Origin of the sequence: Streptomyces roseolilacinus (assembly GCF_014649335.1) — a bacterium.
In the GTDB taxonomy this organism is placed as follows: domain Bacteria; phylum Actinomycetota; class Actinomycetes; order Streptomycetales; family Streptomycetaceae; genus Streptomyces; species Streptomyces roseolilacinus.
Window position 1 is genome coordinate 155,414 of record NZ_BMSV01000005.1, and the last position, 21,814, is coordinate 177,227.

The following is a 21,814-nucleotide window of genomic DNA, read 5'->3' on the forward strand; positions in this document are numbered from 1 at the left end:
CCGGTGGGAGGGGATCAGCCGGTGACGGTGATCTGCTGCGCCGGGTCGGTCGTGTCGGTCACCAGGTAGGTGGCCGAGAAGGACGAGGTGGTGGCGCTGGTCGGGCAGCCGAAGCCGCCGACGACCTTGACGGGCACCTGGGCGTTGCCGAACGCCAGGGAGGACGGTGCGCCGTTGCTCCACGTGCCGCTCGTCGGGGCGGGCGCGGTGGGCGCCGCGGTGACGGTGCAGCTGGCGAGGCCGGACGTCTTGACGACCAGACCGCCGACGGGGACGGTGAACGACGCGACGACCGGGGAGCCGTGCTGCATGGACACGGCCCACGAGCCGCTGGTGGTGACGGTGGCGCTGACCCCCGGCATGCTGGTGGTGCAGGAGGTGAAGGTCGGCGGGGTGATCGCGCTGACGACGGGGCCGGCGGCGTTGTGGTTGCCGGGCGCCGCGGGGACCGTACCGCTGGACGTGGAGACGGAGCAGGTGACGGTCACCGATCCCGCCTTGAGGGTCGCCTTGCCGCTCAGCGAGGCCTTGAAGCCGTGCCCGGCGGGCGTGACGGTGGTGGAGCCGGCCAGTGCCGGAGCGGCCTGCGCCGCGGTGGCGGTGGCGCCGGCGAAGACCAGGGCGCCGGCCGCGGCCAGGCCGGTGCCCAGGGAGAGTGCCTTGCGGGTGGGGGTGCTGAGGGTTGCCATGTGGCGTTCTCCTTCGGGGATGGTGTGACGGGGTGTCGCACCGATGCGGGTGTGGGGGGCCCGGGAAAGTACGGAGAGCCGTGGTGACCACGGGGGCGGTGCGGGGCTGAGCGGTGCGAGCCGAGCCGTGCGGGGGCGAGCGGTGACGGGGCCGGGGGTACGGCCCCGTCAGGTGTCCGAGAGGTCGGGGGACGGGGGAGCGGCCCCGTCAGGCGCCCGTGGTGCCGGGGGGCGGGGGAGCGGGATCGGCGGGGCGCGGGGACGCCACCGGCTGCCAGGCGAACATCATGGCGCCGCCCACGATGCCCATGAGGGTGCCGATCAGGAACCCGCCCAGGTTCGACATGACGAGCGCGGCGGCCGCGATCAGGGTGGTGACGACGCCCGCGAGCGAGCGGTACTGCGGGGACACCCAGACCGAGATTCCTAGCATGATCATGACAATTCCGAGGAGGACGGAGGGGACTCCGGCGATGCCCTGGTGCAGCATCACCTCCAGGGGGGCCAGGGGGATGGCGCAGATCTCCGCGCCGGCCAGGACGGCCAGCAGTCCGCCCCAGAAGGGCCGGCTCCTGCGCCAGCGGCGCCACCTCTCCCGTCCTCCGCCCCGGACCGGGGCGGCGGGCGCGGGGGAGGGGCCGTTCAGGGTCTCGTCCAGGGGCTCGGCCGGGGGCCGCCGTGTCGCCCCGTCCGCCGGTGACGGCATGTCAGAAGCATTCCTTCTTGCCCTTGGTGATCTTCATGTTCAGGCCGGACAGCTTGAACGTGCCGGCGTTCGTCGCCCAGGCCACCTGCTTCAGGTCGGTGATGGTGACGTCGTCGGCCTGCTGGCCGAACAGGTCCTGCATGCCCTGGGCGCCCTCCGGTCCCTTGTCGAGGGTGGAGGCGTCGCGGCCGATCTCGATGTTGTGGAAGCCGGCGTCGCCCGACAGCTGCGTGGCGTCCACGAAGAGGCCGGTGGCCTCCACGGGCTTCTTCTTCCCCGCCGTGAGGTTCAGGGAGATGTCCCCGACGATCGGCAGCGTCGTGACGACGGACTGGCACAGGTTGTGCAGCTCGGCCTTGCTGATGGCGGTGATGGCCACGGGCAGCAGTTCCTCGCGGGCGTTCGTGTCGATGCCCCCGTACTGCGCGAACCCCTCCCCGGTCAGCCTGTCCGCCGACACCTTGAACTGCTGGCCCGACACGGCGAAGGAGGCCGCGAGGGCCCCGCTCGACAGGGCGACCCCGAGGGCGGCGGTCAGGGCGACCCCCGGCACGGACAGGGCGGCGAAGCGTTTCCACTGGATCCGGCCGACGACGTCGTCCGCCTCGGTCTCCGGTATGTTTCTCATGAAATATCCCCTCTCTAGGTGTCCACGGCCGCGTGGTGGCCGTCGGCCACGGATGTCGGATGGAGCGGGAGACCTGCTCGAAGGCGGGCCGCCGGAGGGACGCGGCGGTGCGCGGGAAAGCGGAGTGAGTGGAGAGCGACCGCGTGCGGTGTGGTCTGACGCCGTACCTACTCGCGGGTGTTACCGACGGGTTGAATGTAAGAGTGCCAGTGGGTGTTGGCAAGGTCGACGAACGACGCTTTTCGGCCTACTCGACGGATCTTCAGGAGGCGCCATGTCCATCCCCGTGATCCTGGACTGCGACCCGGGGCACGACGACGCCTTCAACATCCTGCTCGCCGCAGCTCACCCGGCCGTCGAGCTGCTCGGGATCACCACCGTGGCGGGCAACCAGACGGTGGGGAAGACCACCCTGAACGCCCGCCGCGTGTGCACGGTGGCCGGGATCGAGGGCGTGCCGATCGCCGCCGGCATGGCCGGTCCTTTGCGGGGGCCGGGCATCGTCGCGCCCGACATCCACGGCGAGTCGGGGCTCGACGGGCCCGGTTTCGGCGAGCCGACCGTGCCGGTCGACGGCCGCGACGCGGTCACGTTCCTCCGCGACACGCTCCGCGCCCACCCCGTGCCCGTCACGCTCGTGCCGACCGGGCCGCTCACCAACATCGCCGCGTTCCTGCTCGCCCACCCGGAACTGGCGGACAGGATCGAACGCGTCGTCCTCATGGGCGGATCCACCGGGCGCGGCAACCGGACGCCCGCCGCCGAGTTCAACGTCCTCGCCGACCCGGAGGCGGCCGACGTCGTCTTCCGCAGTGGACTGCACCTCACCATGATCGGCCTCAACGTCAGCCACCGGGCGCTCGCCACCCCCCGGGTCGTCGCGCGCGTCCGCGCGCTCGGCACACCGCTGGCCGGGGTGTGCGCCGAGCTGCTGACCTACTTCGGCGACGCGTACCGCGAGGTGTTCGGCTTCCCCGCCCCGCCCCTGCACGATCCGCTCACCGTCGCCCACCTGGTCGCCCCGGACCTGGTCACGCTCGTCCACGCGCCCGTGGCGATCGAGCTGACGGGCACCCACACGCGCGGCGCCACCGTCGTCGACCTCGACGGCGTCACCGGGGCCCGCCCCAACGCGTACGTCGGCGTGGACGTCGACGTGGACGCGTACTGGGACCTGATCGTCGACGCCGTGCGCACCCTCGGCTGACCCCCGCCGCCCGCCCGGACCCCGCGTCGACCGCGACGGCCCCCGATGACGGACGACGCCGTGCACCCCCGGTCCCGGAGCCGCACGGCGACGTCATCGGCCCCGCCGGCCCGTCCGTCCCCGAGGACCCGGCGGCGGCCTGACCGCCCGCCACCCCCACGACGGCGACGGCACCCCGAACCCGGCGCCACCCCCCTGGACCGGAGCAGCGGATGGCCGGCGGCCCTCAGTCGGTGAGCGGCCGGTAGACGGTCAGCGCCTCCGGCAGCTTGTCGAGCGTCAGCCCCCGCGCCGCCGGCACGACCTCCCCGTCGTACGCCATGTGGGTGTCGGCGGGGAGGCCCGTGACGCGCAGCGTGGTCGTGCGGGCGGCGGCGTACAGCCGCGTACGGGCCAGCCCGCCGGCCGCCGTCGCCAGCAGCCGGGGCCGCGCCAGCCGGCCCGCCTGCGCGATCCGCACGTCCAGCAGCCCGTCCGCCATGTCGTGGCGGCGCAGCGGCGCCAGCCCCACACTGCGGTAGACGCCGTTGCCGGCGAACAGGAACCACATGGAGCGCGGCTTCCCGTTGACCTCCGCGCGCAGCGGGACCGCCGTGCGCAGCACCCGCGCGGCGCCCAGCAGCGTGGCGGCGGGGCCGCCGATCCGCGGCGACCAGCGCTCCCGGAGCCGTACCAGGTCCGGATACACCCCCAGGCTGAAGGTGTTGACGAAGTACACCGGCTCCCGGCCCTCCCGGCCGGCCCCGCGCACGCCGTGCAGCCGGACCCGGCCCACGTCGGCCCGCACCGCGTGCCCCTCCGCCAGCGCGTGGCAGCCGTCGGCCACCGTGTCCACCCCGAGGTCGGTGGCGAAGTGGTTGAACGTTCCGCCCGGCAGGACCAGCAGCGGCACCCGGTGCCGCAGCGCGGGCGCCACCGCCGCGTTCACCGTGCCGTCGCCGCCGCACACCCCGAACACCCCGCCCCGCCGGGCCGCCTCGGCCGCGGCCGTCTCCAGGAGGTCCGTCAGCGAGTCGACGCCGCCGCGGCACAGCAGCACCTCGGCCTTCGGCAGCAGCGTCGCGATCTGCACCGCCGGGTCCACCAACTGCGGCCCCGCACCCGAGGACGCGTTCACCACGACCACCAGCCCGTCCCCGTCCGGCAGCGCCGGCACCTTCGCGCGCGGCCGCGCGGGCACGGGCACGAGGTCACGCGTCGGCACCAGTCCGCGTACCGCGAACGCCGCGCCCACCCCCAGCGCCATCCCCACCAGCACGTCGCTCGGATAGTGCACCCCGGTGTAGACGCGGGAGAAGGCGACCGACGCGGCCACCGGCACCAGCGCCGCGCCCAGCCCCCGCGACTCCAGGACGACGCCCGTCGTGAACGCGGCCGCGGACGCCGAGTGCCCGGACGGGAACGACGTGGTCAGCGGCTGGCGGGGCAACCGGCGCGCGAGCGGCACCCGGTCGATGACCGGGCGCTGCCGCCGCACCGCGCCCTTCGCCAGCGTGTTCACCGTGGCCGAGGCGAGCGCCAGCGACGCCACACCGCGCGCCGCGGCCCGCCGGCCCCGCGCCCCGCCCAGCGCCCACACGCCGGCGGCGATGCCGCACCACAGCACACCCCGGTCCGCGAACCGGCTGAGGCGGGGCAGCACGGGCTCGGCGGCGGGCCAGGTACGGCTCGCCACCTGCGCGAACACCGCACGGTCCAGTCGGCTGAGCACGCTCCGCGCCCTGGGTGCCTCTCGCATCGGCTCTCCTCCTCCTGCCCGCGGACGCTCCGGCCCGCGGGACGTGCCCGACGGCGCCAACGTACCCGCCTCGACCGGTGCGACGCCTGTCGTGGCGCCGCGGCCGTGCGGCGTACGGCGCGTGTTCGCCCGTTCGTGGGAGGAGGTTGTCCGGCCCGTGGCGTTCCGCTCTACTGCTGTACGGCGCGCCCCGTACCGGGGCGCGGGGGGAGAGGGGCCGGCATGCGGGCGGAACACGGCGGACACGACGGGACACGGCGGCACCACCGGCGGGGCCGCCCGCGCGGCCGGTACGTCGCGGGGGGCGTGGTGGGACTGCTCCTCGCCGTCCTGTGCGCCGGCCTGGCCACCGCCTGGGGCCACGACCCGGGCACCGGGGACACCGCGGGCGGACCGGACCGCCCGGAGGACCCGGCGCGCACGGGCGCCACCGCCGCGCTCCCGTTCGACATGCCGGACCGCGCCGCCCTCCGGGCCGGCGGGAAGCTGGTGTTCGCGCACTACTTCACCCCGTACCCCCTCTCCCTCGACAACGGGGAACCGGACCGCGACTACTACGCCCGCCACTACCTGACCCCGGACGGCGAGGGCGGCAAGCACCGCGCGTACGGCGGCCTCCTGCGCGACCGCCCGCTGCCCGTCCGCCCCCGGCCGGGCGACTGGGAGGCGGCCAACCTCCGGCAGGAGGTGCGGACCGCCCGTGCCGCCGGCCTCGACGGGTTCACCCTCGACGTGCTGGCCCTGTCGGGCAGGAACTGGGAACGCTGCCGGCTCCTGCTGGAGGCCGCCCGCTCGGTGGACCCCGACTTCAAGGTCATGCTGATGCCGGACATGGCGTCCCTCACCACCGAGGGACCCCGCGAGATCGCCGACGCCCTCGCCGAACTCGGCCGGAGCCCGGCCGCGCACCGGCTCGACGACGGGCGGCTCGTCGTCTCCCCGTTCAAGGCCGAGGCCAGGAGCGTCGGCTGGTGGTCCGCCCTCCTCGACGACCTGCGGGTACGGCACGGCGTCCGGACCGCCTTCGTACCGCTCTTCCTCGACTTCGGCGCGCACCACGAGGAGTACGCCCCGATCAGCCACGGCTTCTCCGACTGGGGCAGCCGCAGCCACACCGAACCGGCGGACCCCGGCCGCGACGCGCGGCTCGCCCACCGGCTGGGCAAGCTGTGGATGCAGCCCGTCTCCGTCCAGGACGCCCGCCCCAACCAGGGCGTGTACGACGAGGCCGGCAACACCGCCACCCTCCGCGGCACCTGGGACCGCGCCATCACGGGAGGCGCGGACTGGGTGCAGCTCACCACCTGGAACGACTACTCCGAGGGCAGCCACTTCGCCCCGTCGCTGCACAACGGCCACGCCTACCTCGACCTCGTCTCGTACCACCTGGTCCGCTTCAAGACCGGCGCGTGGCCGAGGATCGTGCGCGACACGCTGTACCTCACCTCCCGCACCCAGTTCGCCCACGCCACCCCGACCGGCGGCCAGACCCGGCTGATGACGCTGCGCGAGGGCAGCGCGGAGGCCCGCGACACGGTGGAGGTACTGCCGTTCCTCACCCGGCCGGCGACCCTCCGCGTCACCGTCGGCCCGTCCACGACCACCCACGCGGCCCCGGCCGGGGTGCGCCCCGTCCTGGTGCCGCTGCGCCCCGGCGAGGTCTCGGCCGCGGCGGTGCGCGACGGCCGCGCCGGGCCCGCCGCGGAACTCCCGTACCGGGTGGTGCGCCACCCCGAGGTGCAGGACCTCCAGTACTACGCCGCGACCAGCGGACGCGTCACCCCGGCCTGCTGCCGCTGACCCCCCGTCCGGCCGCCGGACGGCCCAAGGCCCCCTGCCGGCTGCCGGACGGCCCAAGGCCCCCTGCCGGCTGCCGGACGGCCCAAGGCCCCCTGCCGGCTGCCGGACGACCCGGGCGAGTTCGTCGGCCGCGAGGACGAGACGTGCCGCCTGCCGGACACGCTCGCCCCCGGCGTCCGGCGGCGGACAGCGGGGACCCGTACCGCCCGGCCGGTCGCACGAGTTCGGCGCGCAGCCGGCCGGGGTCGTACCTCTCCGACAGTTCGGCGCCGTCGGGCAGTCCCCTGCCCGCGGGGTCGAAGCCCCGCGCCGTCCCCGTGGTACGGCTCCCGGTCATGCGCCTCACCCGAACTGGTCGATGCCCAGCTTGACGACCATGCAGGCCACGACCACGAGCAGCACGGTGCGGACGAAACCGGAACCGCGGCGCAGGGCCGTCTTCGCCCCGATGCGGGCGCCCGCGACGTTGCAGACGGCCATGGCGGCCCCGAGGAGCCAGAGCACCTGGCCCTGGACGGCGAACACGGTGAGCGCCCCGAGGTTCGTGCCGACGTTGACGACCTTCGCCAGCGCCGAGCTCTGGAGGAACTCCAGGGACAGCAGGCTGGTGAACACCATGATGAGGAACGTGCCGGTGCCGGGGCCGAAGATGCCGTCGTAGAAGCCGATCCCGCAGCCGGCGAAGGCGACGACGAACAGCCGCCGGCGCCGGCTGACCGCGTCCGGGTCCTGGAGCGCTCCGAAGTTCGGCCTCGCCGTGACGAAGACCGCCACCGCGATGAGCAGCGCCATGATGGCCGGCCTGAACCAGTCGGCGGGCAGCGAGGAGGCGGAGAGCGCCCCGAACCCGGCGGCCGGCACGGCCAGACCGGCCGCCGGCAGGGCGACGGAGCGGTCCAGCCGGGTGCGGCGCGCGTAGGTGACGGCCGCGACGGTGGTGCCGGTGATGGCGGTGAGCTTGTTCGTGCCCAGCGCCACGGCGGGGGGAAGGTGGGGGAAGGCGACCATCAGCGCCGGGATGAGGACGAGCCCACCCCCGCCCACCACGGCGTCCACCCAGCCCGCGGCCGCCGCCGCGGCCAGCAGCCCGCTCACTCCTACAGCATCCAAGGCACAGCCCCCTGTTCGTTCACTGTCCGCCGCCGTCCGGTCCCGTCCCCCGCGGTCAGAGCACCCCCGAGATCCGTGCCAGCGCGGGCAGCACCCGGGGCCGGGGCATCATCCGCTCCGTCCAGCGGGGGATCGCCCGGATCGAGCAGCAGCGCCGCAGCCAGCGGTCCCGGCCGTCGAAGCGGGGACTGAACGCCGACCGGCCGTGCGCCGCGATGTGGTTGTCGACCACCACGAGGTCGCCGGGGGCGAGCACGATCTCCTGGCAGACCTCTTCGAGCGCCTCGGACAGGGCCCTCAGGGCGGCGCGGGCCTCGGGGTCGACGGCGGTGGTGGTGTGCGAGTCGAACCGCATGAAGAGGTCGGGTTCCTCGCCGAAGAGCACCGGGTGGGGGCCGGAGGCCGGCCGGGGGCCGGCGATGTTGCGGGAGAACGACGTCGGGTAGGCGCTGCTGAAGACGGGCGTGCGCAGGAGTTCGCGCTGCCGGGGGGTGAGCAGCGGGTACGCGCGGCGTATGGACGCCACCCGTGTCGCCGCGACCGCCTCGTGGTCCTGCCGCAGGCACAGCAGCCCCAGGAAGTCGGGGCGCAGCGGGTGGTGCACGTTCTCCGTGTGGAAGTCGAAGGCCACCGCACCGCTGTTCTCGATGCGCTGTTCCTCCCCGGGGACGGGGTGCACCTCGTGGATCAGCGCGCCGGACTTCTCGTCCTCGTAGCCGATGAGGGTTCCCAGCAGGTCGGCGACCAGCGTCAGCAGCCCGGTCGTGCCGTGCGGGCCCAGCCGCCGGCCCCCGTGCTCCAGGGGGGTGGCGGGCACGTCGCCCACGGGCAGGCCGCGGACGAGCGCCACGCCCTGCAAGGACGTGCCGCCCGAGAAGTCGACCAGTGTCCTGCGCAATTCCGCCGGCACGTCGAGCAGCAGGTTCGCGAGGTCGACCGTCTCGGCGCCCTGGAGTCCAGCCGCCCTCGTGGCCAGCTCCCAGATCCGGGTCCTCTCGGTCTCCCGGAGGTGGTACCCGTCGGACGCCTGAGTCTTCACGCTCACCGTTCGCTTCCTTCCCCACGAGGTCACGTGCCTGGTCGAGCAGGCGGGGAAGAGGCTAGGGGCGGCCGGTGCCGCTTCGGTGTTCGCCCCGTGTCGGAACGATGTCCGCGGGCCGACATCCGGTGCTCCCGGAGCGGACCGGGGCCCTGCTCCGGGAGCGCCGGCTCCGGCCGGGCCGTCAGGCGCGCTCGTGCGCGAACAACTCCAGGTGGCCGCACTGGGGGCAGCGGCCGGCATCGATCTGCCAGCGAGCGCGGCCCATGCGCTTGGCGCCGCCCAGCACGCCGCGCTCCAGAGGGCCGGCGATCCAGCGGGCGTAGCCGCGGGAGTGCTCGCCGTCGTCCTCGACGAATCCGGGTTCCAGGCCGACGGCCCCGCACTGGGTGCACTTCAAGGTGTCCACCCGCCGAGCATAGGAGCCCCGCCCCCGCCGGGAACGCGGCTCGCCCCCGGGCCGCCCACCCCGCCGGGGCGATCCACCCACCCGGCCGTGCCACCCGGGTGGACGTGTCACCCGGCCGGCGGGCGGTGTGGTCACGGGGGGTCCTGACCGGGTGTCCGTGCCGGGGCGGTGCGGCGGCTCGCGACCAGTGCCAGGACGCCGAGGGCGACGAGCGCCCAGCCGCCGGTGAGGGGGAAGGCGAAGACGCACAGCGGTATGCCGAGGCCGAGCAGGTACCAGCCGATCTGGGCCGGCAGGCGGCCGGTGGTCCGCAGGGCGTGGTGGGCGAGCGTGCCCAGGGCGAGGAAGGTGACCCCGCAGGCCATGAACCAGACGCTCGCCTCGCGCGCGAAGTACTCGGGCGCACCGGTGTCGGCGGTGGTGCGGAAGAAGCCGTCCCGGGCGATGCCCGCCCAGTCGTGGGGCTGGACGAAGGCCCAGGCGAAGTGCAGCACCGCGGTCACGATGATCAGCCGGGGCGTCCAGCGGGCCGGACCGTTCACGTGGGCGCTCCTTCCTCCTGCGGCGCGAGCCGCAGCGCCAGGGCGTAGACCTCCCGCAACTCCTCGGCGGGCAGCGGCGGTACGAGCTGCTGGGCGCCCACCAGCAGGAGGTACAGCAGGCGGGCCAGGGGCGCCGTGTCGGTGTCCGGGCCGCCGGCTTCGCGCAGCAGGTCCCGCAGGTAGTCGACGCGCAGCCGGTCGACGCGCAGCTGCAGGGCGCGCACCTCGGCGTCCTGCAGCGCCCAGGCCCGCACGGCGATCTCCAGGCCGTCGCTGACGCCCTTGTCCTCCAGGGCCAGTTCGAGGAGGTGGCGCAGCCTGGCGCCCGCCGTTCCGCCGCCGCGCTCGGCCTCGGCGACGTACCGGCCGGTGTGCTCGGTCTCGTAGTGCGCGAGCAGGTTGGTCTTGTACCCGGCCATGCCCCTGAAGTGGTGGTAGAAGGACCCCTTGGTCAGCTTGAGCCGTGCGGTGAGCCGCTCGACGGTCAGCGCGGGCGCGCCGTCCTCGCTCAGCACCCGGAAGCCCTCCTCCAGCCAGTCCTGCCTGCTCGCCATGCGCGGCCCCCTCGTTCCTCGGCTGTCCGCTTCCTCCGCTCGACCGTACCATACGGTATGGTATGGAGCGCGGTCGTGGGGGTGCGCACGGGGGGAAGGGGAAACGGTCGGGACGAGAGGGGGCCGAACCCGGCGCCGGCGCTCTCGACCCACGTCACCCCCTGCGGCCGGTTCGAACCCGCGGCGTGCCCCCTCGACCCCGCCGCCGCGGCGGCCGTGTGTCCCGCTCTCGTACGGGAGCCTGGCCCTTTTCCGGGGCGCGTCCCCCGTGAGAGCTACAGGAGCCGTCCCTGTGGGGGTGATTCGCGGACGGCGCCGGATTCCTAGCGTGGTGGTCGGGTCGCAGCCCGTGCGACCGCTCCAGGGAGGCCACGATGAGCACAACGTCCACCGCACGGCACGCCGGAGACCCCGGCCCGGACACGGGCCCCGGCGGTCACGACGCCCGCGGCGGTCTTCTCGACCGGACCGTCCGCTCTCCGCTCGGCTGGATGCTGACGGGCCTGGTCGGCGTCGGCGTGGTCTCGGGTCTGACCGCCACGGGTCCTGGCCCGGTTCCGGTGCTGGGCGCGGTGGCCGCGGTGGCCGTGTACTGGCTGGTCATGCGCCGTGTCGCGGGACGCTCGACGCCGGAGATCGCCCGGCGGGGAGCCGGCCGGGAGGCGCTGCTGGGCGGCGCGATCGGCCTGGGTTTCGTGCTGGTGTCCGTCTCGCTGATCACGGCGCTCGGGGGCTACTCGTTCTCCTGGGCGGGCCATGGCCTCGTGGCGGTCGTCTGGTCCGCGGTCATGGTGCAGGTCGGCACCGCGGTCACCGAGGAGCTGTTGTTCCGCGGTCTCGCGCTGCAGGCCCTGGAGCGGCTGCGGGGCAGCCGGGCCGCCCTCGTGGTCACCGGGGTGTTCTTCGGCGTCGCCCATCTGGGCACTCCGGGAGCCAGTGCGTGGAGTGCGCTGGCGATCGCTCTGGAGGCGGGCCTGATGCTCGGCGCCGCGTTCCTGTGGCGGCGTAACATCTGGTTCGTCGCGGGCCTGCACTTCGCCTGGAACACCACCGAGCAGTTGCTCGGCATCCCGGTCTCCGGGCACGCCTCCGAGGGCCTGTTCACCGTCGACGTGCAGGGCTCCGCTCTGCTGACCGGCGGTGGCTTCGGCCTGGAGGCGGCGCTGGTGCCCGTCGTCCTCGGTGTGCTGCTCGCCGTCCGGATGTTCGTCCTCGCCCGCCGCGGCGGGCGTCTGCTGCCCCGTCGATCCGCACGACACACGCAGCCCTGCTGACCGGAGGAAACGGTGGTGATGTCCCCTCAGGCGCCCTGGCGCCGTGCGCCGCTCGACTGGTGGGAGGAGCGGGACGTCCTCCTCAAGGACGGCGTCCTCGCCCTGGTGCTGGCCCTGTCGGCCTTCGTGCCCACCCTGTCCCCCATCGGAGCGCAGATCGGGGATCTTCCCGAGCGGCCGGCCAGCGCGCTGGGCGTCGGGCTGGTCCTGGCCCAGTCCCTGCCGCTGGCGGCCCGCCGGAGGTGGCCCGCGGGCTGTCTGGCCGTCGTCGCGGGCGCGTTCGCCGCGCACCAGGCGCTGGGCTTCGCGACGACGTTCGGGAGCCTGGGGCTGTATCCGGCCCTGTACTCGGCCGGGGCCCACCAGGTCCGCTTCCGCCGTGGACTGGCGGGCGCGGTGAGTGCGGGCTACGCCGCGCTGGCCCTCGTCCTGGACCGTCTCGGCTCACCGCAGGGCATCGCGGACTACCTCGCGTTCTATCTGACCCTGGCCGCGTTCTGGCTGGTGGGGAGCACCGCGCGCACACGGCGTGCGGAGGAGGCGCAGCGGCGGCGGCTGGCCGCCGAGGTGGCCACGTCCGCGGAGCGGGCACGAATCGCCGGCGAGCTGCACGACGTGGTCACCCATCATGTGACGGCCATGGTGGTCCAGGCGGACGCGGCACAGTTCCTGCTCACCTCCGCACCGGACAAGGCCGGCGAGGGACTCTCGGCCGTCAGCGACACCGGCCGTCGGGCGCTGACAGAGCTGCGCTACCTGCTCGACGTGCTGGAGGCGACCGGCGAGTCGGCGTCCGCGGACCCGGCGCACGCGGACCGGGCACCCACCCTGGGCCGGCTCGGGGACCTGGTCGAACGGGCCCGCAGGTCGGGACAGCCGGTCGAGTTCGGCGAGCAGGGCGAGCGGCGGGCGCAGTCCGTGGACGTGGAGCTGGCCGCGTACCGGGTGGTGCAGGAGGCGCTCACCAACGCGATGAAGCACGCCGCCGGGCGGACGACACGGGTCCTGGTCCGGCACGGCGAGGAGCGCATCGAGATCAAGGTGACCACCGACGGGCCCGCCGCCTCCCCGGCGGCCGCGCCCGCCGCGCGGGAGCCGGACCCCGCGGGCGGACGTGGACTGGCGGGGCTGCGTGCACGGGCGCGGATGGTCGGTGGTGAACTGGAGGCCGGACCCCGGCCCGAAGGCGGGTTCGAGGTCCACGCCACGATTCCGTCCAGGCCCGCATCGGAGCGACCCCGTGAGTGACGCGCCGCCACCCGTCCGTGTGCTCGTCTGCGACGACCAGGCGCTGGTGCGCACCGGCTACGTCACCATCTTCTCCGCCCAGCCCGACATGGTGGTCGTCGGAGAGGCCGAGAACGGGCACGAGGCCGTCCGGGCCGCAGGGCGCCTGCGCCCCGACGTGGTGGTGATGGACATCCGGATGCCCCTGCTCGACGGCATCCAGGCGACCCGGCAACTGGCCGGTCCCGACGCCGAGGCGCCGCCGAAGGTGCTGGTCGTCACCACCTTCAACGTCGACGCCTACGTCTACGACGCGCTGCGTGCCGGGGCCAGCGGCTTCCTCCTCAAGGACGCGCCCCCGGCGGAGCTGGTCAACGGCGTCCGGACGGTCGCCAGGGGCGAGGCCCTGCTGGCCCCCGCCGTGACCCGCCACCTCATCGGCCACTTCGCCGAACACCTGCGCCCGGCCGACACCTCCCGGCCGGCCAGGGACGACGTGGTACGGGCCCTGACCCCGCGCGAGCTGGAGGTGCTCCGGCAGATCGCTGAGGGGCTGTCGAACGCGGAGATCGCCGCGGAACTCTTCATCACCCCCGAGACGGTCAAGACCTACGTGTCGAGGATCCTGGCCAAACTCGGCCTGCGCGACCGGGTCCAGGCCGTCGTCCTCGCCTACCGGGTCGGGCTGGCGTCCCCCACCGGCTGAGCCCACGCGCTCGCCGCCCCGGACACCGAGGCGGGTACGACGCACGCCGACCGGTCGGGCGCGGGCGCCCGGCCCGTCCGGGCCGGGCGCCCGCGCCCGCCGTGCCGTGGACGACGGGGCCCGGGGACGGCCGGGCCCCGCCGCGGTCACACGGTGGACGGCTCCGGTGGTCTCACCGGGGTGGCGAGCATCGCGCTGTGACGCTCCGACCAGTTCTCCAGAGCCGTACGGCAGGCGTGGTCGAGGTGGTGGAGACCCGAGAGGTCCAGTTCGACCGGGCGGTCGTGGGGGAGGGACTCCAGGGTGTCCAGGATCTTCGGCAGGCGCAGGAAGGTCGCGTTGCCGGACAGGTGGGCCTGGACGGGGCCGACGCCCTTGTCGACGACCGTCACCCTGATGTGCGACGCGTCCCACGCGGCCTTCGCGATGGAAAGGGCGAGACCGATGAGCACGCCCTCGAACATGTTCACCGCGACGATCGCCACCGCCGTCACCACCAGGATCAGCGCCTCGCCCCGGTGCGCGCGCCACAGGGAGGCGACGGCCCGGAACGGGATCAGCTTCCAGCCCGCGTGGACGAGGATGCCGGCGAGCGCCGCCAGGGGGATGAGGCCCAGGGTGGCCGGCAGCAGCGCCGCGAACAGCAGCAGCCAGACGCCGTGCAGCACCCGGGACGCCTTCGTCCGGGCACCCGCCTGCACGTTGGCCGAGCTGCGGACGATCACCGCGGTCATCGGCAGCGCGCCGAGCACGCCGCAGACCGCGTTGCCGGTGCCCTGGGCGATCAGCTCCTTGTCGTAGTGGGTGCGCGGGCCGTCGTGCAGCCGGTCCACGGCCGCCGCGCTGAACAGCGACTCCGCCGACGCGATCAGCGCGAACGCGAGGGCGGTGCCGAGCAGGGCGACGTCGCCCAGCTTCCCGAAGGCGTCGAGGCCGGGCGGCTGGACGGCGCCGAGCAGTCCGTCCACCTGCACGGTCGCCACCGGCAGTGCGAACAGCTGCGTGGCGGCCGTGGCCAGGACGACCGCGGCGAGCGCGCCCGGAACCGTGCGGACCCGCTTCGGCAGGCGCTGCCACAGCACGATCACGGCGACGGTGCCCGCGCCGATGGCGAGCGAGACCAGCGCCGAACGGCTGCCGACGACCTCCACGACCGCGCCGGGCAGGCCGATGATCTTGTCCAGTCCGGAGGCGGGGGCCTTCACCCCGGCGGCCGCGTACAGCTGGCCGGCGATGATGACGAGGCCGATGCCGGCGAGCATGCCCTCCACGACGGACACGGAGATGGCCCGGAACCAGCGGCCCCACCGCAGCACGCCCAGGGCGATCTGGAGCGCTCCCGCCAGCAGCACGATCACGCCCAGGGCGGGCAGGCCGAACTCGTGGACGGCTTCGAAGACGAGCACGGTCATGCCCGCGGCCGGCCCGGACACCTGGAGGCTGCTGCCGCGCATCAGGCCGGTGACGACACCGCCCACGATGCCGGTGACCAGGCCGAGTTCGGCGGGCGCGCCGGAGGCGACGGCGACGCCCAGGCACAGCGGGACGGCGACGAGGAACACGACGAGGGAGGCGGCGAAGTCCTGCCGCAGGTGAGGGAATCGGGACAGCACGGTGTTCGCCCGCCTCACAGGGACTCGAAGGTGTCGGTGGCCGCGCGGTGTTCCCGTACGGCCCCGGTGTGCACCTCGTAGTACCAGCCGCGCAGCGTGAGCCGGCCGTCCCGCAGGCGCTGCGCGACGCACGGGTACGAGCGCAGCCGCAGCAACTGGGCCAGCACGTGGTGCTGTACGGCGTCGGCGACGGCCGGGTCGTCGGCCGGGCCCGGCGACGGTTCGGGCGCGGCGTGCGCCAGCCACTCGCGTACCGCCGGCACGGCGCTGAGGTCGTCGCCCCGCACCAGCGCGCCCACGGCGCCGCAGTGGGAGTGGCCGCAGACCACCACGTCGCGCACGCCGAGGACCTCGACGGCGTACTCGATCGTGGCCGCCTCGCCGGTGGGGCGTCCCGTGGTGTACGGGGGGACGATGTTGCCCGCGGTGCGCAGCTCGAACAGCTGGCCGGGGCGGGCGCCCGTGATCAGGGCGGGGACGACCCGCGAGTCGGAGCAGGTGATGAAGAGGACCTCGGGGGACTGGCCTTCTGCGAGCTTGGCGAACTCCTCAGGGCGCTGTCCGAACGTGCGGGCGTTGTCGATGAGGGGTTGCATCAGGTGATTCCTCCTGGCGCGCCGTCACGGCGCGTCGGACCGATGGGAACAGGGCCGGGTGAGCGGCACCGCTCAGCAGCGGAAGACCTGGAGGGCGGCCTGGGTGGGTGCGGCGCGCGGTCTCTCCCGGTGCGGCAGGGGGGCCGGGCCGGCCCGCAGGCGGTCCTCCTGCGCCTCCGCCGTGCAGGACGGGCGGAGGGCCGTCGGGGAGAGGAGCGCGTGGACGCCGGCGCGGTGCCGGTCGCGGCCGCGCGCCGTGCCGCTGACGGTGGTTCCCGGCTGCTCGCACTCCCTCGTCCCGGCACTCGTCTGCTGCCCGGTGGCCGGGGCGTGGACGCGGGGCGCCTCGGCGCCGGTGTACGGGCCCGCGGCGCGGGCCTGCACCGGGGCGGCGGAGACCAGCGCCTGCACGAGGACGAGGGAGAGGACCGCCAGGGGAAGGACGAGGAGGGCCAGGACGGCGGACGGGGCCGTCCTGGCCGGCTTCGATAACCGCACGCGTCGACCCTCCCTCCACGGCAACGGAACCCGACTTCGCCAAGGCAATCTAAAGCCATGGTCAATGAAGAGTAATATCCGTTGGGGGGCAGGGCCGTGAAGACACGGTGAACGGAGGGGATTCTCGACCGGAAAGCATCCCCGGGTTGGCGGAAAAGCTAGATCAGGCTCCAGCGGACGGCGCAGGCCACGGCCTGGGCGCGGGTGCGGGCCTGCAGACGGCCCATCAGTTCGTACACGGTGTTCTTCACTGTGTGCGGCGAGCACGACAGGGTCCGCGCTATCACCGCGTTGCCGTGGCCCTCCGCCATCAGGGAGAGCACCGAGTGCTGGCGCGGCGTCAGGCGCGGCGGGTCGGTGGCGGCCGCCCCGCCGAGCAACCGGACCAGCGCGGAGTACGGTACGCGGCTGTCGCCGTGCCAGGCACCGTGCACGGCGGCCGCCAGCTGGGCGGGCGTCAGGTCCGACGAGCGGAGGACCGCGCGGACACCGGCCCGCAACGCCTCCCGCAGACCGGACGCCGACACCGTGTCACAGACCGCCAGGAGCCGGTCGCCGGCACCGGGGCACAGGGCCACGGCCTCCTCGACGGTCGCGGTGACCACCACGGTGACCGCGCCAGGCCCGGGGGCCGGGTCGATGCCCGCCTGGCGCAGCATCGCCCCGACCCGCCCGGACGCCGCCGGACGGCCCGCCGCCTGGACCACGCGCACCCGCACGCCCCCCGCCGCCGGGGCCGGCGGCGCGACCGGGGCCGGCGCCGTCACAGCAGCCCCGTCCGCAGCGCGTAGGCGACGGCGTGCGCCCGGTTGCGCAGCCGGAACCGCCGCGTGATGTCGTGCACGACGGACGTCACCGTACGGGGCGAGTAGCACAGGCGCCGGGCGATCTCGTTCGTCTCGTGGCCGTCCGCGACCAGGCGCAGCACCGACCGCTCCCGGTCGTCCAGGCTCGCCCCCGCCCACGCGGGGGAGGCCCCGCCCGCGCCGCCGGTCTCCGCGTGTCTGAGCAGCTGGTCCAGCAGGTCGGGCGGCAGGGTGCAGTCGCCGCGCGCGGCCGCCAGCGCGGCCCGGGTGAGCCGCGCGGCGTCCGCCTCGCAGCGGCGCAGCAGGCCCCGCGCCCCGGCCGCCAGCGCGTGCAGGGCGTCCCCGGGGGCCAGCCGGCTGGCGACGAGGACCACCTCCGGCTGGGACGGGGCCGCACGGACCGACCGCAGGGCGTCCACCTCGGAAGGGGACACCTGGTCGACGGTCATCACGACGACCCGCGGCTCGTCCGCCGCGGTGGTGAGGGCGATCTCCGGACACGCCGACAGAGTGCTCCGGATGCCGGCCTCCAGCACCGGGTCCAGGGCGACGACGCTGACGAGCACGGGTTCTCCCACCGAGTCCTCCAAACATGCGACGTGGTTGCGGCACTGGTCCCAGGGTCCGGCCGGACCCCGCGCCGGGCATCGGGCCCCCGCCCCCACATTTCCGCCGGCCCGGCCGGACGAGAGGGGGCGACGGGCACGGCGGGAGAGGGAGGCAGGGGAGAGGAGGTGGGTGGCGCCGGGGAGGTCACGGTCGTACGGCGGGACGGCGCCGGGCGCCTCACGGCCAGGAGCCGGGTGGCCGCGCGGGGAAAGCCGCCGCCGCCCGGTGGGGAACCGCGCCGGGGAAGCCGCCGCCGTACGGCGGGACGGCGGTGCGGAGGGGGCGCGGCGGCGCGGGACGGGGAAGCCGTACGCGTACCGGAGGCGGGGGCGGCCCCCGCCCCCGCGCGCCCGCCCGGGGGCGCGTCCGCAGAATATGGGGGAGCGGCCCCCATGTGCCCGCCGCCGGGCTCTGGGAGTTTCGTTGCCGTGACTGACACCGCCCTCGCCCGAGAAGCTCAGCTCGGCCCGCTGCCTCCCGCCTGGTGGGCCCCCGGCCTCACCCTGCGGGAACGGCTGGCCGCGCCGGACGCCCCCGCGCCGGTCGCCGCGCCCGGCGCGGACACCCCGGTGCCGTGGTCCGTCGGGGACGCCGCGGGTTTCGCCGGCCGCCTGGCCGCCCTCGGCGTCGGTGAGGACGTGGCCCTCGGGCTCGCCGCGGAGCCGGCCGGCCGCCTCGCGGCGCGTACCGCCAAGCCGGAGTGGGCCCGCTTCGTCGAGGGCGCCCTGGCCGCCGACCTCCGCGCGCCGCGCCCGGTGCCGCGGGGCGACGCGGCGCGGGCCGAGGGGCCCGCCGTGTTCCTGCCGGTGCTCCGGCCGTTCGTCGCGGCCGCCTGGGCCGCCACCGCCGCGCACCTCCGCACCGCCCCCGGCGAGACCGCCGCCGCCCGGACGGCGTTCACCGCGCTGCTGGGCGGCCGGCTGGCCCGCCAGGCGGCCCGTACCCTCGTCACGGAGCTGCACCACGCCCGTACCGGCGGCCGGTTGGCCGGCGCCACCCCGCGCGACAGGTTCGCCGCCTTCCTCGACGGCCTGCGCGCGCCCGGCGCGCTGGCCGCGCTCCTCGCCCGCTACCCGGTCCTCGCCCGGATGCTGGGCGAGACCTGCCTCGACACGGCGGCGGCCACGGCCGAGCTGCTGACGCGCTACGCCGAGGACCGCGCCGCCATCGTGGCGAAGCTGTGCGACGGCGCCGACCCCGGCCCGCTCGTCCGCGTCGACCTCGACCGCGGCGACGCCCACCAGGGCGGCCGGTCCGTCGCCCTCCTCCACTTCGCCGGGGGGCGCACCGTCGTCTACAAGCCCCGCCCCCTCGACCAGCACGCGCTGCTCGACCGGGCCGTGGCCTGGCTCAACGGGAGGACGCCCGGCCTCGGGCTGCGCACCCCCCGCTCCGTCCACCGCGCCGACCACGGCTGGATGGAGTTCATCGAGCACCGCTGGTGCCGCGGCCCCCTCGAACTCGACCGGTTCTACCGCCGCCAGGGCGCGCTGCTGGCCCTGCTGTACGCGCTCGACGGCGTGGACATGCACTACGAGAACGTCATCGCCTGCGGCGACCAGCCCCTCCTCGTCGACGCCGAGACGCTGCTGCACGCCGACCTGCCGCAGGCGGCGACCGCCGGCCCGGACCCGGCCGCGGAGGCCCTGCGGGTCTCGGTCCACCGCACCTGCCTGCTGCCCAGCCTGCTCATCGGCGACAACGGCGCCCTCGACATCTCCGGGCTGGGCGGCGCCGACGGGGAGGCGTACCCCAGCGACGGCATGCGCTGGGAGGACTCCGGTACGGACGGGATGCGCATGGTGCGCGGCCCGGTCCGCAGCGCCGCCGCCCACAACCGGCCCGTCCCGGACGCCCGGCCGGTCCGGCACGCCGACCACCGCGCCGCCCTGCTGGAGGGGTTCCGGGCCGCCTACGAGACGATCGCCGCCCACCGCGGCGAGCTCCTCGACGGCCTCCTGGACCGCTGGGCGGACGGCAGGGGCCGGCTCATCGCCCGCTCCACCCGCCTCTACGCCACGCTCCTGGAGGAGTCCACCCACCCCGGCGTCCTCGGTGACGCCCTGGCACGGGAGTCGGTGTTCTCCCTGCTGTGGACCGAGTCCGCCCACGACCCCGCCCGGCAGCGGCTCGTCGAGCACGAGATCGCCGACCTGTGGGCCGGCGACGTGCCCTTCTTCGCCCACCGCCCCGCGCGGGCGGCCGTGTGGACGGCCCGCGGCGCACGCCTCGACGGGCTCCTCCCGCGGCCCGCCCTGGACGCCGCGCGCGGCAAGATCGCGGCGATGGGCGAGGTGGACCGCTACGACCAGGAGTGGATCGTCAACGCGACGCTCGCCGTCGCCCAGGCCAACTCCGGGGCGACCGGCCCGCGTTCCGAACTGTCCGTGCACCCCGTCGCGCCCGTCGCGCCCGACGCGTCCCGCATGCTGAGCGCGGCCTGCGGCATCGCCGACGAGATCGCGGCCCGCGCGGTGCACGGCGGCGGACGCGTCAACTGGCTGGGCCTGGAGGAGGTGACCCCCGGCCACTGGGCCGTCCTGCCGATGGGCGGCGGGCTGGCGCAGGGCTACTGCGGTGTCGCCCTGTTCCTCGCCCAGCTCGGCTCCCTCGCCGGCGCGCAGCGCTACACCGACCTCGCCCGGCAGGCCGTGCGCCCCCTCCCGGACCTGCTGGCCGCGCTGGCCGGCGACCCCGGGCTGGGCGCCGCCGCGGGCCCGGGCGCCCTGCACGGGCTGGGCGGCGTCGTCTACGCCGTCGCCCGGCTGGCCCCGCTGCTCGGTGACGACCTGCTCGCCCACCTGCCCACCGCGCTGGACGCCCTCGGACGTGCCGCGTGCGGCGACGCCCCGGACGGGCACCCCGGCGGGCGCCCCGACGACCTGCCCGGTGACCCGCCCGCCGGCCTCGCCGACGGTCTCGCCGGAGCGCTGGCCGCCGCCCTCGCCGCCCACTGCACCGGCGCCGCGCCCGCCGCGGCCGGCCTGGCCCACCGGCTCGCCGGCCGGCTCCTCGGCCCGGCGGCCGGGCCCTTCGGCGGTCCCGGCTTCGCCGACGGCGGCGCCGGGGTCGGCTGGGCCCTGCTGCGGTACGCGGCGGAGCTCCCCGCCGACCCGGCCGGTCCTCCGGGGGCCGCCCCGGAGCCGTACGCCGCGACCGGCGCCGCCCTGCTGCGCTCCGCCCTCGCGGCCGCCCCGCACCGGGACGGCACCGGCGGTCAGGACGGCACCGGCGATTCAGGCGGGACCGGCGACTCAGGCGGCACCGGCGGAGGGCTCGGCTGGTACGCGGGCCTGTCCGGCACCGCCCTGGCGGCCCTGGACGCCCTGCCGTCCACCGGGGGCCTGCCCGCCGACGCGGACGCCGACCGGTGGGTGCGCCTCGCCGGCGCGCCCGGCCGGCCCGGCGACCTGAGCATCCGCCACGGCGCGGCGGGCCCGCTGGAGTTGCTGGCCGCGCTCGCCGCGCGCGGACACGACGGCGCGCGGGACGCGCTGACCCGCCGCACCGGCGAAGTGCTCGGCGGCCTCGAACAGTACGGCCACCGCTGCGGCACCCCCGGCCACGTCTCGTCCCCGGGCCTGCTCACCGGCCTCTCCGGCATCGGCCACCAGCTGCTCAGGCTCGCCTTCCCGGACGAGGTCCCCTCCGTCCTGCTCCTCGACACCCACCGGCGCGGCTGACCACCGGCCGCCCGGCACCCCGTACCTCCCCTCCCTCATCCAGCAACGAGAAAGGCGACCCCGCCATGCGGAACACCCCCGTCACCGCCTCGTCCGCCACCCCCTCGTCCGCCGCCGTCCCGGAGGAGACCGCCGCCGCCCGCACCGGCGACCCCGCCGGCGGCATCGCCCTCTCCGGCCGAAACCGGGCCTGCGCCCGGGCCCGCGCCCTGTCCGGAATGGTCCTCACCAGCGGCATCGTCATCACCCTCAGCTCCTTCGACACCAGCGTCTCCCTGCCCAACGCGCACGGCTGACCCGGACGCCGCCCCGCCGCCGGGACACCCCGGCGGTCGACGGGTGCCTTCCGTACCCGTTGACCGGTTCGCAGTGGTGAGCAC

21 protein-coding genes are annotated in these 21,814 nt (G+C 75.5%); 7 read left to right on the top strand and 14 right to left on the bottom strand.

Features of this window, described 5'->3' with window-relative positions; translation table 11 throughout:
• Positions 1 to 14: 14 nt before the first annotated feature.
• The 3 genes from IE106_RS13565 to IE106_RS13575 all read right to left on the bottom strand — a co-directional run bounded on the left by IE106_RS13565 (position 15) and on the right by IE106_RS13575 (position 2,023).
• Positions 15 to 689: a hypothetical protein gene (locus IE106_RS13565; RefSeq protein WP_189533499.1), complete on the bottom strand. Its 675-nt coding sequence runs from the start codon at positions 687 to 689 to the stop codon at positions 15 to 17.
• A gap of 208 nt (positions 690 to 897) precedes the next feature.
• Positions 898 to 1,395, bottom strand: a complete 498-nt coding sequence (locus IE106_RS13570) for a DUF6114 domain-containing protein (RefSeq protein WP_229840385.1) — start codon at positions 1,393 to 1,395, stop codon at positions 898 to 900.
• 1 nt (position 1,396) lies between these two features.
• Positions 1,397 to 2,023 (bottom strand): DUF6230 family protein, encoded by a 627-nt coding sequence (locus IE106_RS13575; protein WP_189533501.1) that lies wholly within the window; start codon positions 2,021 to 2,023, stop codon positions 1,397 to 1,399.
• A 274-nt stretch (positions 2,024 to 2,297) separates the two neighbouring features.
• Between IE106_RS13575 and IE106_RS13580 the strand changes: the two genes are divergently transcribed.
• Positions 2,298 to 3,230 carry a nucleoside hydrolase gene (locus IE106_RS13580; protein ID WP_189533503.1) on the top strand — a complete coding sequence of 311 codons (933 nt, stop codon included), beginning with the start codon at positions 2,298 to 2,300 and terminating at the stop codon, positions 3,228 to 3,230.
• Between the two features lie 226 nt (positions 3,231 to 3,456).
• On the opposite strand, the gene IE106_RS13585 is transcribed toward IE106_RS13580, so the two are convergent.
• Complete coding sequence (locus IE106_RS13585) at positions 3,457 to 4,968, bottom strand: bifunctional phosphatase PAP2/diacylglycerol kinase family protein (protein WP_189533505.1); 1,512 nt, start codon at positions 4,966 to 4,968, stop codon at positions 3,457 to 3,459.
• Between the two features lie 222 nt (positions 4,969 to 5,190).
• Here IE106_RS13585 and IE106_RS13590 point away from each other — a divergent pair, with 222 nt between their 5' ends.
• Positions 5,191 to 6,768 (top strand): glycoside hydrolase family 71 protein, encoded by a 1,578-nt coding sequence (locus IE106_RS13590; protein ID WP_189533508.1) that lies wholly within the window; start codon positions 5,191 to 5,193, stop codon positions 6,766 to 6,768.
• 342 nt (positions 6,769 to 7,110) lie between these two features.
• Here the strand turns inward: IE106_RS13590 and IE106_RS13595 are convergent, their stop codons facing one another.
• From IE106_RS13595 to IE106_RS13615, 5 genes are all read right to left on the bottom strand, one after another.
• A complete protein-coding gene (locus tag IE106_RS13595; RefSeq protein ID WP_229840388.1) occupies positions 7,111 to 7,863 on the bottom strand; it encodes a TSUP family transporter in 753 nt (250 codons plus the stop codon).
• 70 nt (positions 7,864 to 7,933) lie between these two features.
• Positions 7,934 to 8,923: a TauD/TfdA family dioxygenase gene (locus IE106_RS13600; RefSeq protein WP_189533512.1), complete on the bottom strand. Its 990-nt coding sequence runs from the start codon at positions 8,921 to 8,923 to the stop codon at positions 7,934 to 7,936.
• 178 nt (positions 8,924 to 9,101) lie between these two features.
• Positions 9,102 to 9,326, bottom strand: a complete 225-nt coding sequence (locus IE106_RS13605) for a hypothetical protein (RefSeq protein WP_189533514.1) — start codon at positions 9,324 to 9,326, stop codon at positions 9,102 to 9,104.
• Positions 9,327 to 9,457: 131 nt separating this feature from the next.
• Positions 9,458 to 9,868 carry a DUF6463 family protein gene (locus IE106_RS13610; protein ID WP_189533516.1) on the bottom strand — a complete coding sequence of 137 codons (411 nt, stop codon included), beginning with the start codon at positions 9,866 to 9,868 and terminating at the stop codon, positions 9,458 to 9,460.
• Positions 9,865 to 10,422: a TetR/AcrR family transcriptional regulator gene (locus IE106_RS13615; protein WP_189533518.1), complete on the bottom strand. Its 558-nt coding sequence runs from the start codon at positions 10,420 to 10,422 to the stop codon at positions 9,865 to 9,867. Before IE106_RS13615 ends, IE106_RS13610 begins: the two co-directional genes overlap by 4 nt.
• Positions 10,423 to 10,796: 374 nt before the next feature.
• Between IE106_RS13615 and IE106_RS13620 the strand changes: the two genes are divergently transcribed.
• The 3 genes from IE106_RS13620 to IE106_RS13630 are packed head-to-tail and all read left to right on the top strand — an operon-like array spanning position 10,797 to position 13,629.
• Positions 10,797 to 11,696, top strand: a complete 900-nt coding sequence (locus IE106_RS13620) for a CPBP family intramembrane glutamic endopeptidase (RefSeq protein WP_189533520.1) — start codon at positions 10,797 to 10,799, stop codon at positions 11,694 to 11,696.
• Positions 11,697 to 11,714: 18 nt separating this feature from the next.
• Positions 11,715 to 12,944: a sensor histidine kinase gene (locus tag IE106_RS13625; RefSeq protein WP_189534123.1), complete on the top strand. Its 1,230-nt coding sequence runs from the start codon at positions 11,715 to 11,717 to the stop codon at positions 12,942 to 12,944.
• A complete protein-coding gene (locus IE106_RS13630; RefSeq protein WP_189533522.1) occupies positions 12,937 to 13,629 on the top strand; it encodes a response regulator in 693 nt (230 codons plus the stop codon). Before IE106_RS13625 ends, IE106_RS13630 begins: the two co-directional genes overlap by 8 nt.
• A gap of 146 nt (positions 13,630 to 13,775) precedes the next feature.
• On the opposite strand, the gene IE106_RS13635 is transcribed toward IE106_RS13630, so the two are convergent.
• From IE106_RS13635 to IE106_RS13655, 5 genes are all read right to left on the bottom strand, one after another.
• Positions 13,776 to 15,242: a SulP family inorganic anion transporter gene (locus IE106_RS13635; protein ID WP_189533524.1), complete on the bottom strand. Its 1,467-nt coding sequence runs from the start codon at positions 15,240 to 15,242 to the stop codon at positions 13,776 to 13,778.
• Between the two features lie 14 nt (positions 15,243 to 15,256).
• Positions 15,257 to 15,838, bottom strand: a complete 582-nt coding sequence (locus IE106_RS13640) for a carbonic anhydrase (RefSeq protein ID WP_189533526.1) — start codon at positions 15,836 to 15,838, stop codon at positions 15,257 to 15,259.
• A 72-nt stretch (positions 15,839 to 15,910) separates the two neighbouring features.
• The gene (locus IE106_RS13645) at positions 15,911 to 16,336 is read right to left on the bottom strand and encodes a hypothetical protein (RefSeq protein ID WP_189533528.1); all 426 of its coding nucleotides are present in this window, start codon (positions 16,334 to 16,336) and stop codon (positions 15,911 to 15,913) included.
• Positions 16,337 to 16,494: 158 nt separating this feature from the next.
• On the bottom strand, positions 16,495 to 17,049 hold the full coding sequence (locus IE106_RS13650; protein WP_229840390.1) for a LuxR C-terminal-related transcriptional regulator: 555 nt from the start codon (positions 17,047 to 17,049) through the stop codon (positions 16,495 to 16,497).
• A gap of 50 nt (positions 17,050 to 17,099) precedes the next feature.
• Positions 17,100 to 17,720, bottom strand: a complete 621-nt coding sequence (locus IE106_RS13655) for a helix-turn-helix transcriptional regulator (RefSeq protein ID WP_189533531.1) — start codon at positions 17,718 to 17,720, stop codon at positions 17,100 to 17,102.
• A 459-nt stretch (positions 17,721 to 18,179) separates the two neighbouring features.
• On the opposite strand from IE106_RS13655, the gene IE106_RS13660 reads away from it, so the two are divergent.
• Positions 18,180 to 21,434 carry a type 2 lanthipeptide synthetase LanM family protein gene (locus IE106_RS13660; protein ID WP_229840392.1) on the top strand — a complete coding sequence of 1,085 codons (3,255 nt, stop codon included), beginning with the start codon at positions 18,180 to 18,182 and terminating at the stop codon, positions 21,432 to 21,434.
• Positions 21,435 to 21,499: 65 nt separating this feature from the next.
• Complete coding sequence (locus IE106_RS13665; protein WP_189533535.1) at positions 21,500 to 21,730, top strand: hypothetical protein; 231 nt, start codon at positions 21,500 to 21,502, stop codon at positions 21,728 to 21,730.
• The last annotated feature ends 84 nt before the right edge of the window (positions 21,731 to 21,814 follow it).

Coding starts and splice junctions, on each gene's coding strand:
- IE106_RS13565 (WP_189533499.1), bottom strand. CDS start 689: ATGGCAACCCTCAGCACCCCCACCCGCAAGGCACTCTCCCTGGGCACC.
- IE106_RS13570 (WP_229840385.1), bottom strand. CDS start 1,395: ATGCCGTCACCGGCGGACGGGGCGACACGGCGGCCCCCGGCCGAGCCC.
- IE106_RS13575 (WP_189533501.1), bottom strand. CDS start 2,023: ATGAGAAACATACCGGAGACCGAGGCGGACGACGTCGTCGGCCGGATC.
- IE106_RS13580 (WP_189533503.1), top strand. CDS start 2,298: ATGTCCATCCCCGTGATCCTGGACTGCGACCCGGGGCACGACGACGCC.
- IE106_RS13585 (WP_189533505.1), bottom strand. CDS start 4,968: ATGCGAGAGGCACCCAGGGCGCGGAGCGTGCTCAGCCGACTGGACCGT.
- IE106_RS13590 (WP_189533508.1), top strand. CDS start 5,191: ATGCGGGCGGAACACGGCGGACACGACGGGACACGGCGGCACCACCGG.
- IE106_RS13615 (WP_189533518.1), bottom strand. CDS start 10,422: ATGGCGAGCAGGCAGGACTGGCTGGAGGAGGGCTTCCGGGTGCTGAGC.
- IE106_RS13620 (WP_189533520.1), top strand. CDS start 10,797: ATGAGCACAACGTCCACCGCACGGCACGCCGGAGACCCCGGCCCGGAC.
- IE106_RS13625 (WP_189534123.1), top strand. CDS start 11,715: ATGTCCCCTCAGGCGCCCTGGCGCCGTGCGCCGCTCGACTGGTGGGAG.
- IE106_RS13640 (WP_189533526.1), bottom strand. CDS start 15,838: ATGCAACCCCTCATCGACAACGCCCGCACGTTCGGACAGCGCCCTGAG.
- IE106_RS13665 (WP_189533535.1), top strand. CDS start 21,500: ATGCGGAACACCCCCGTCACCGCCTCGTCCGCCACCCCCTCGTCCGCC.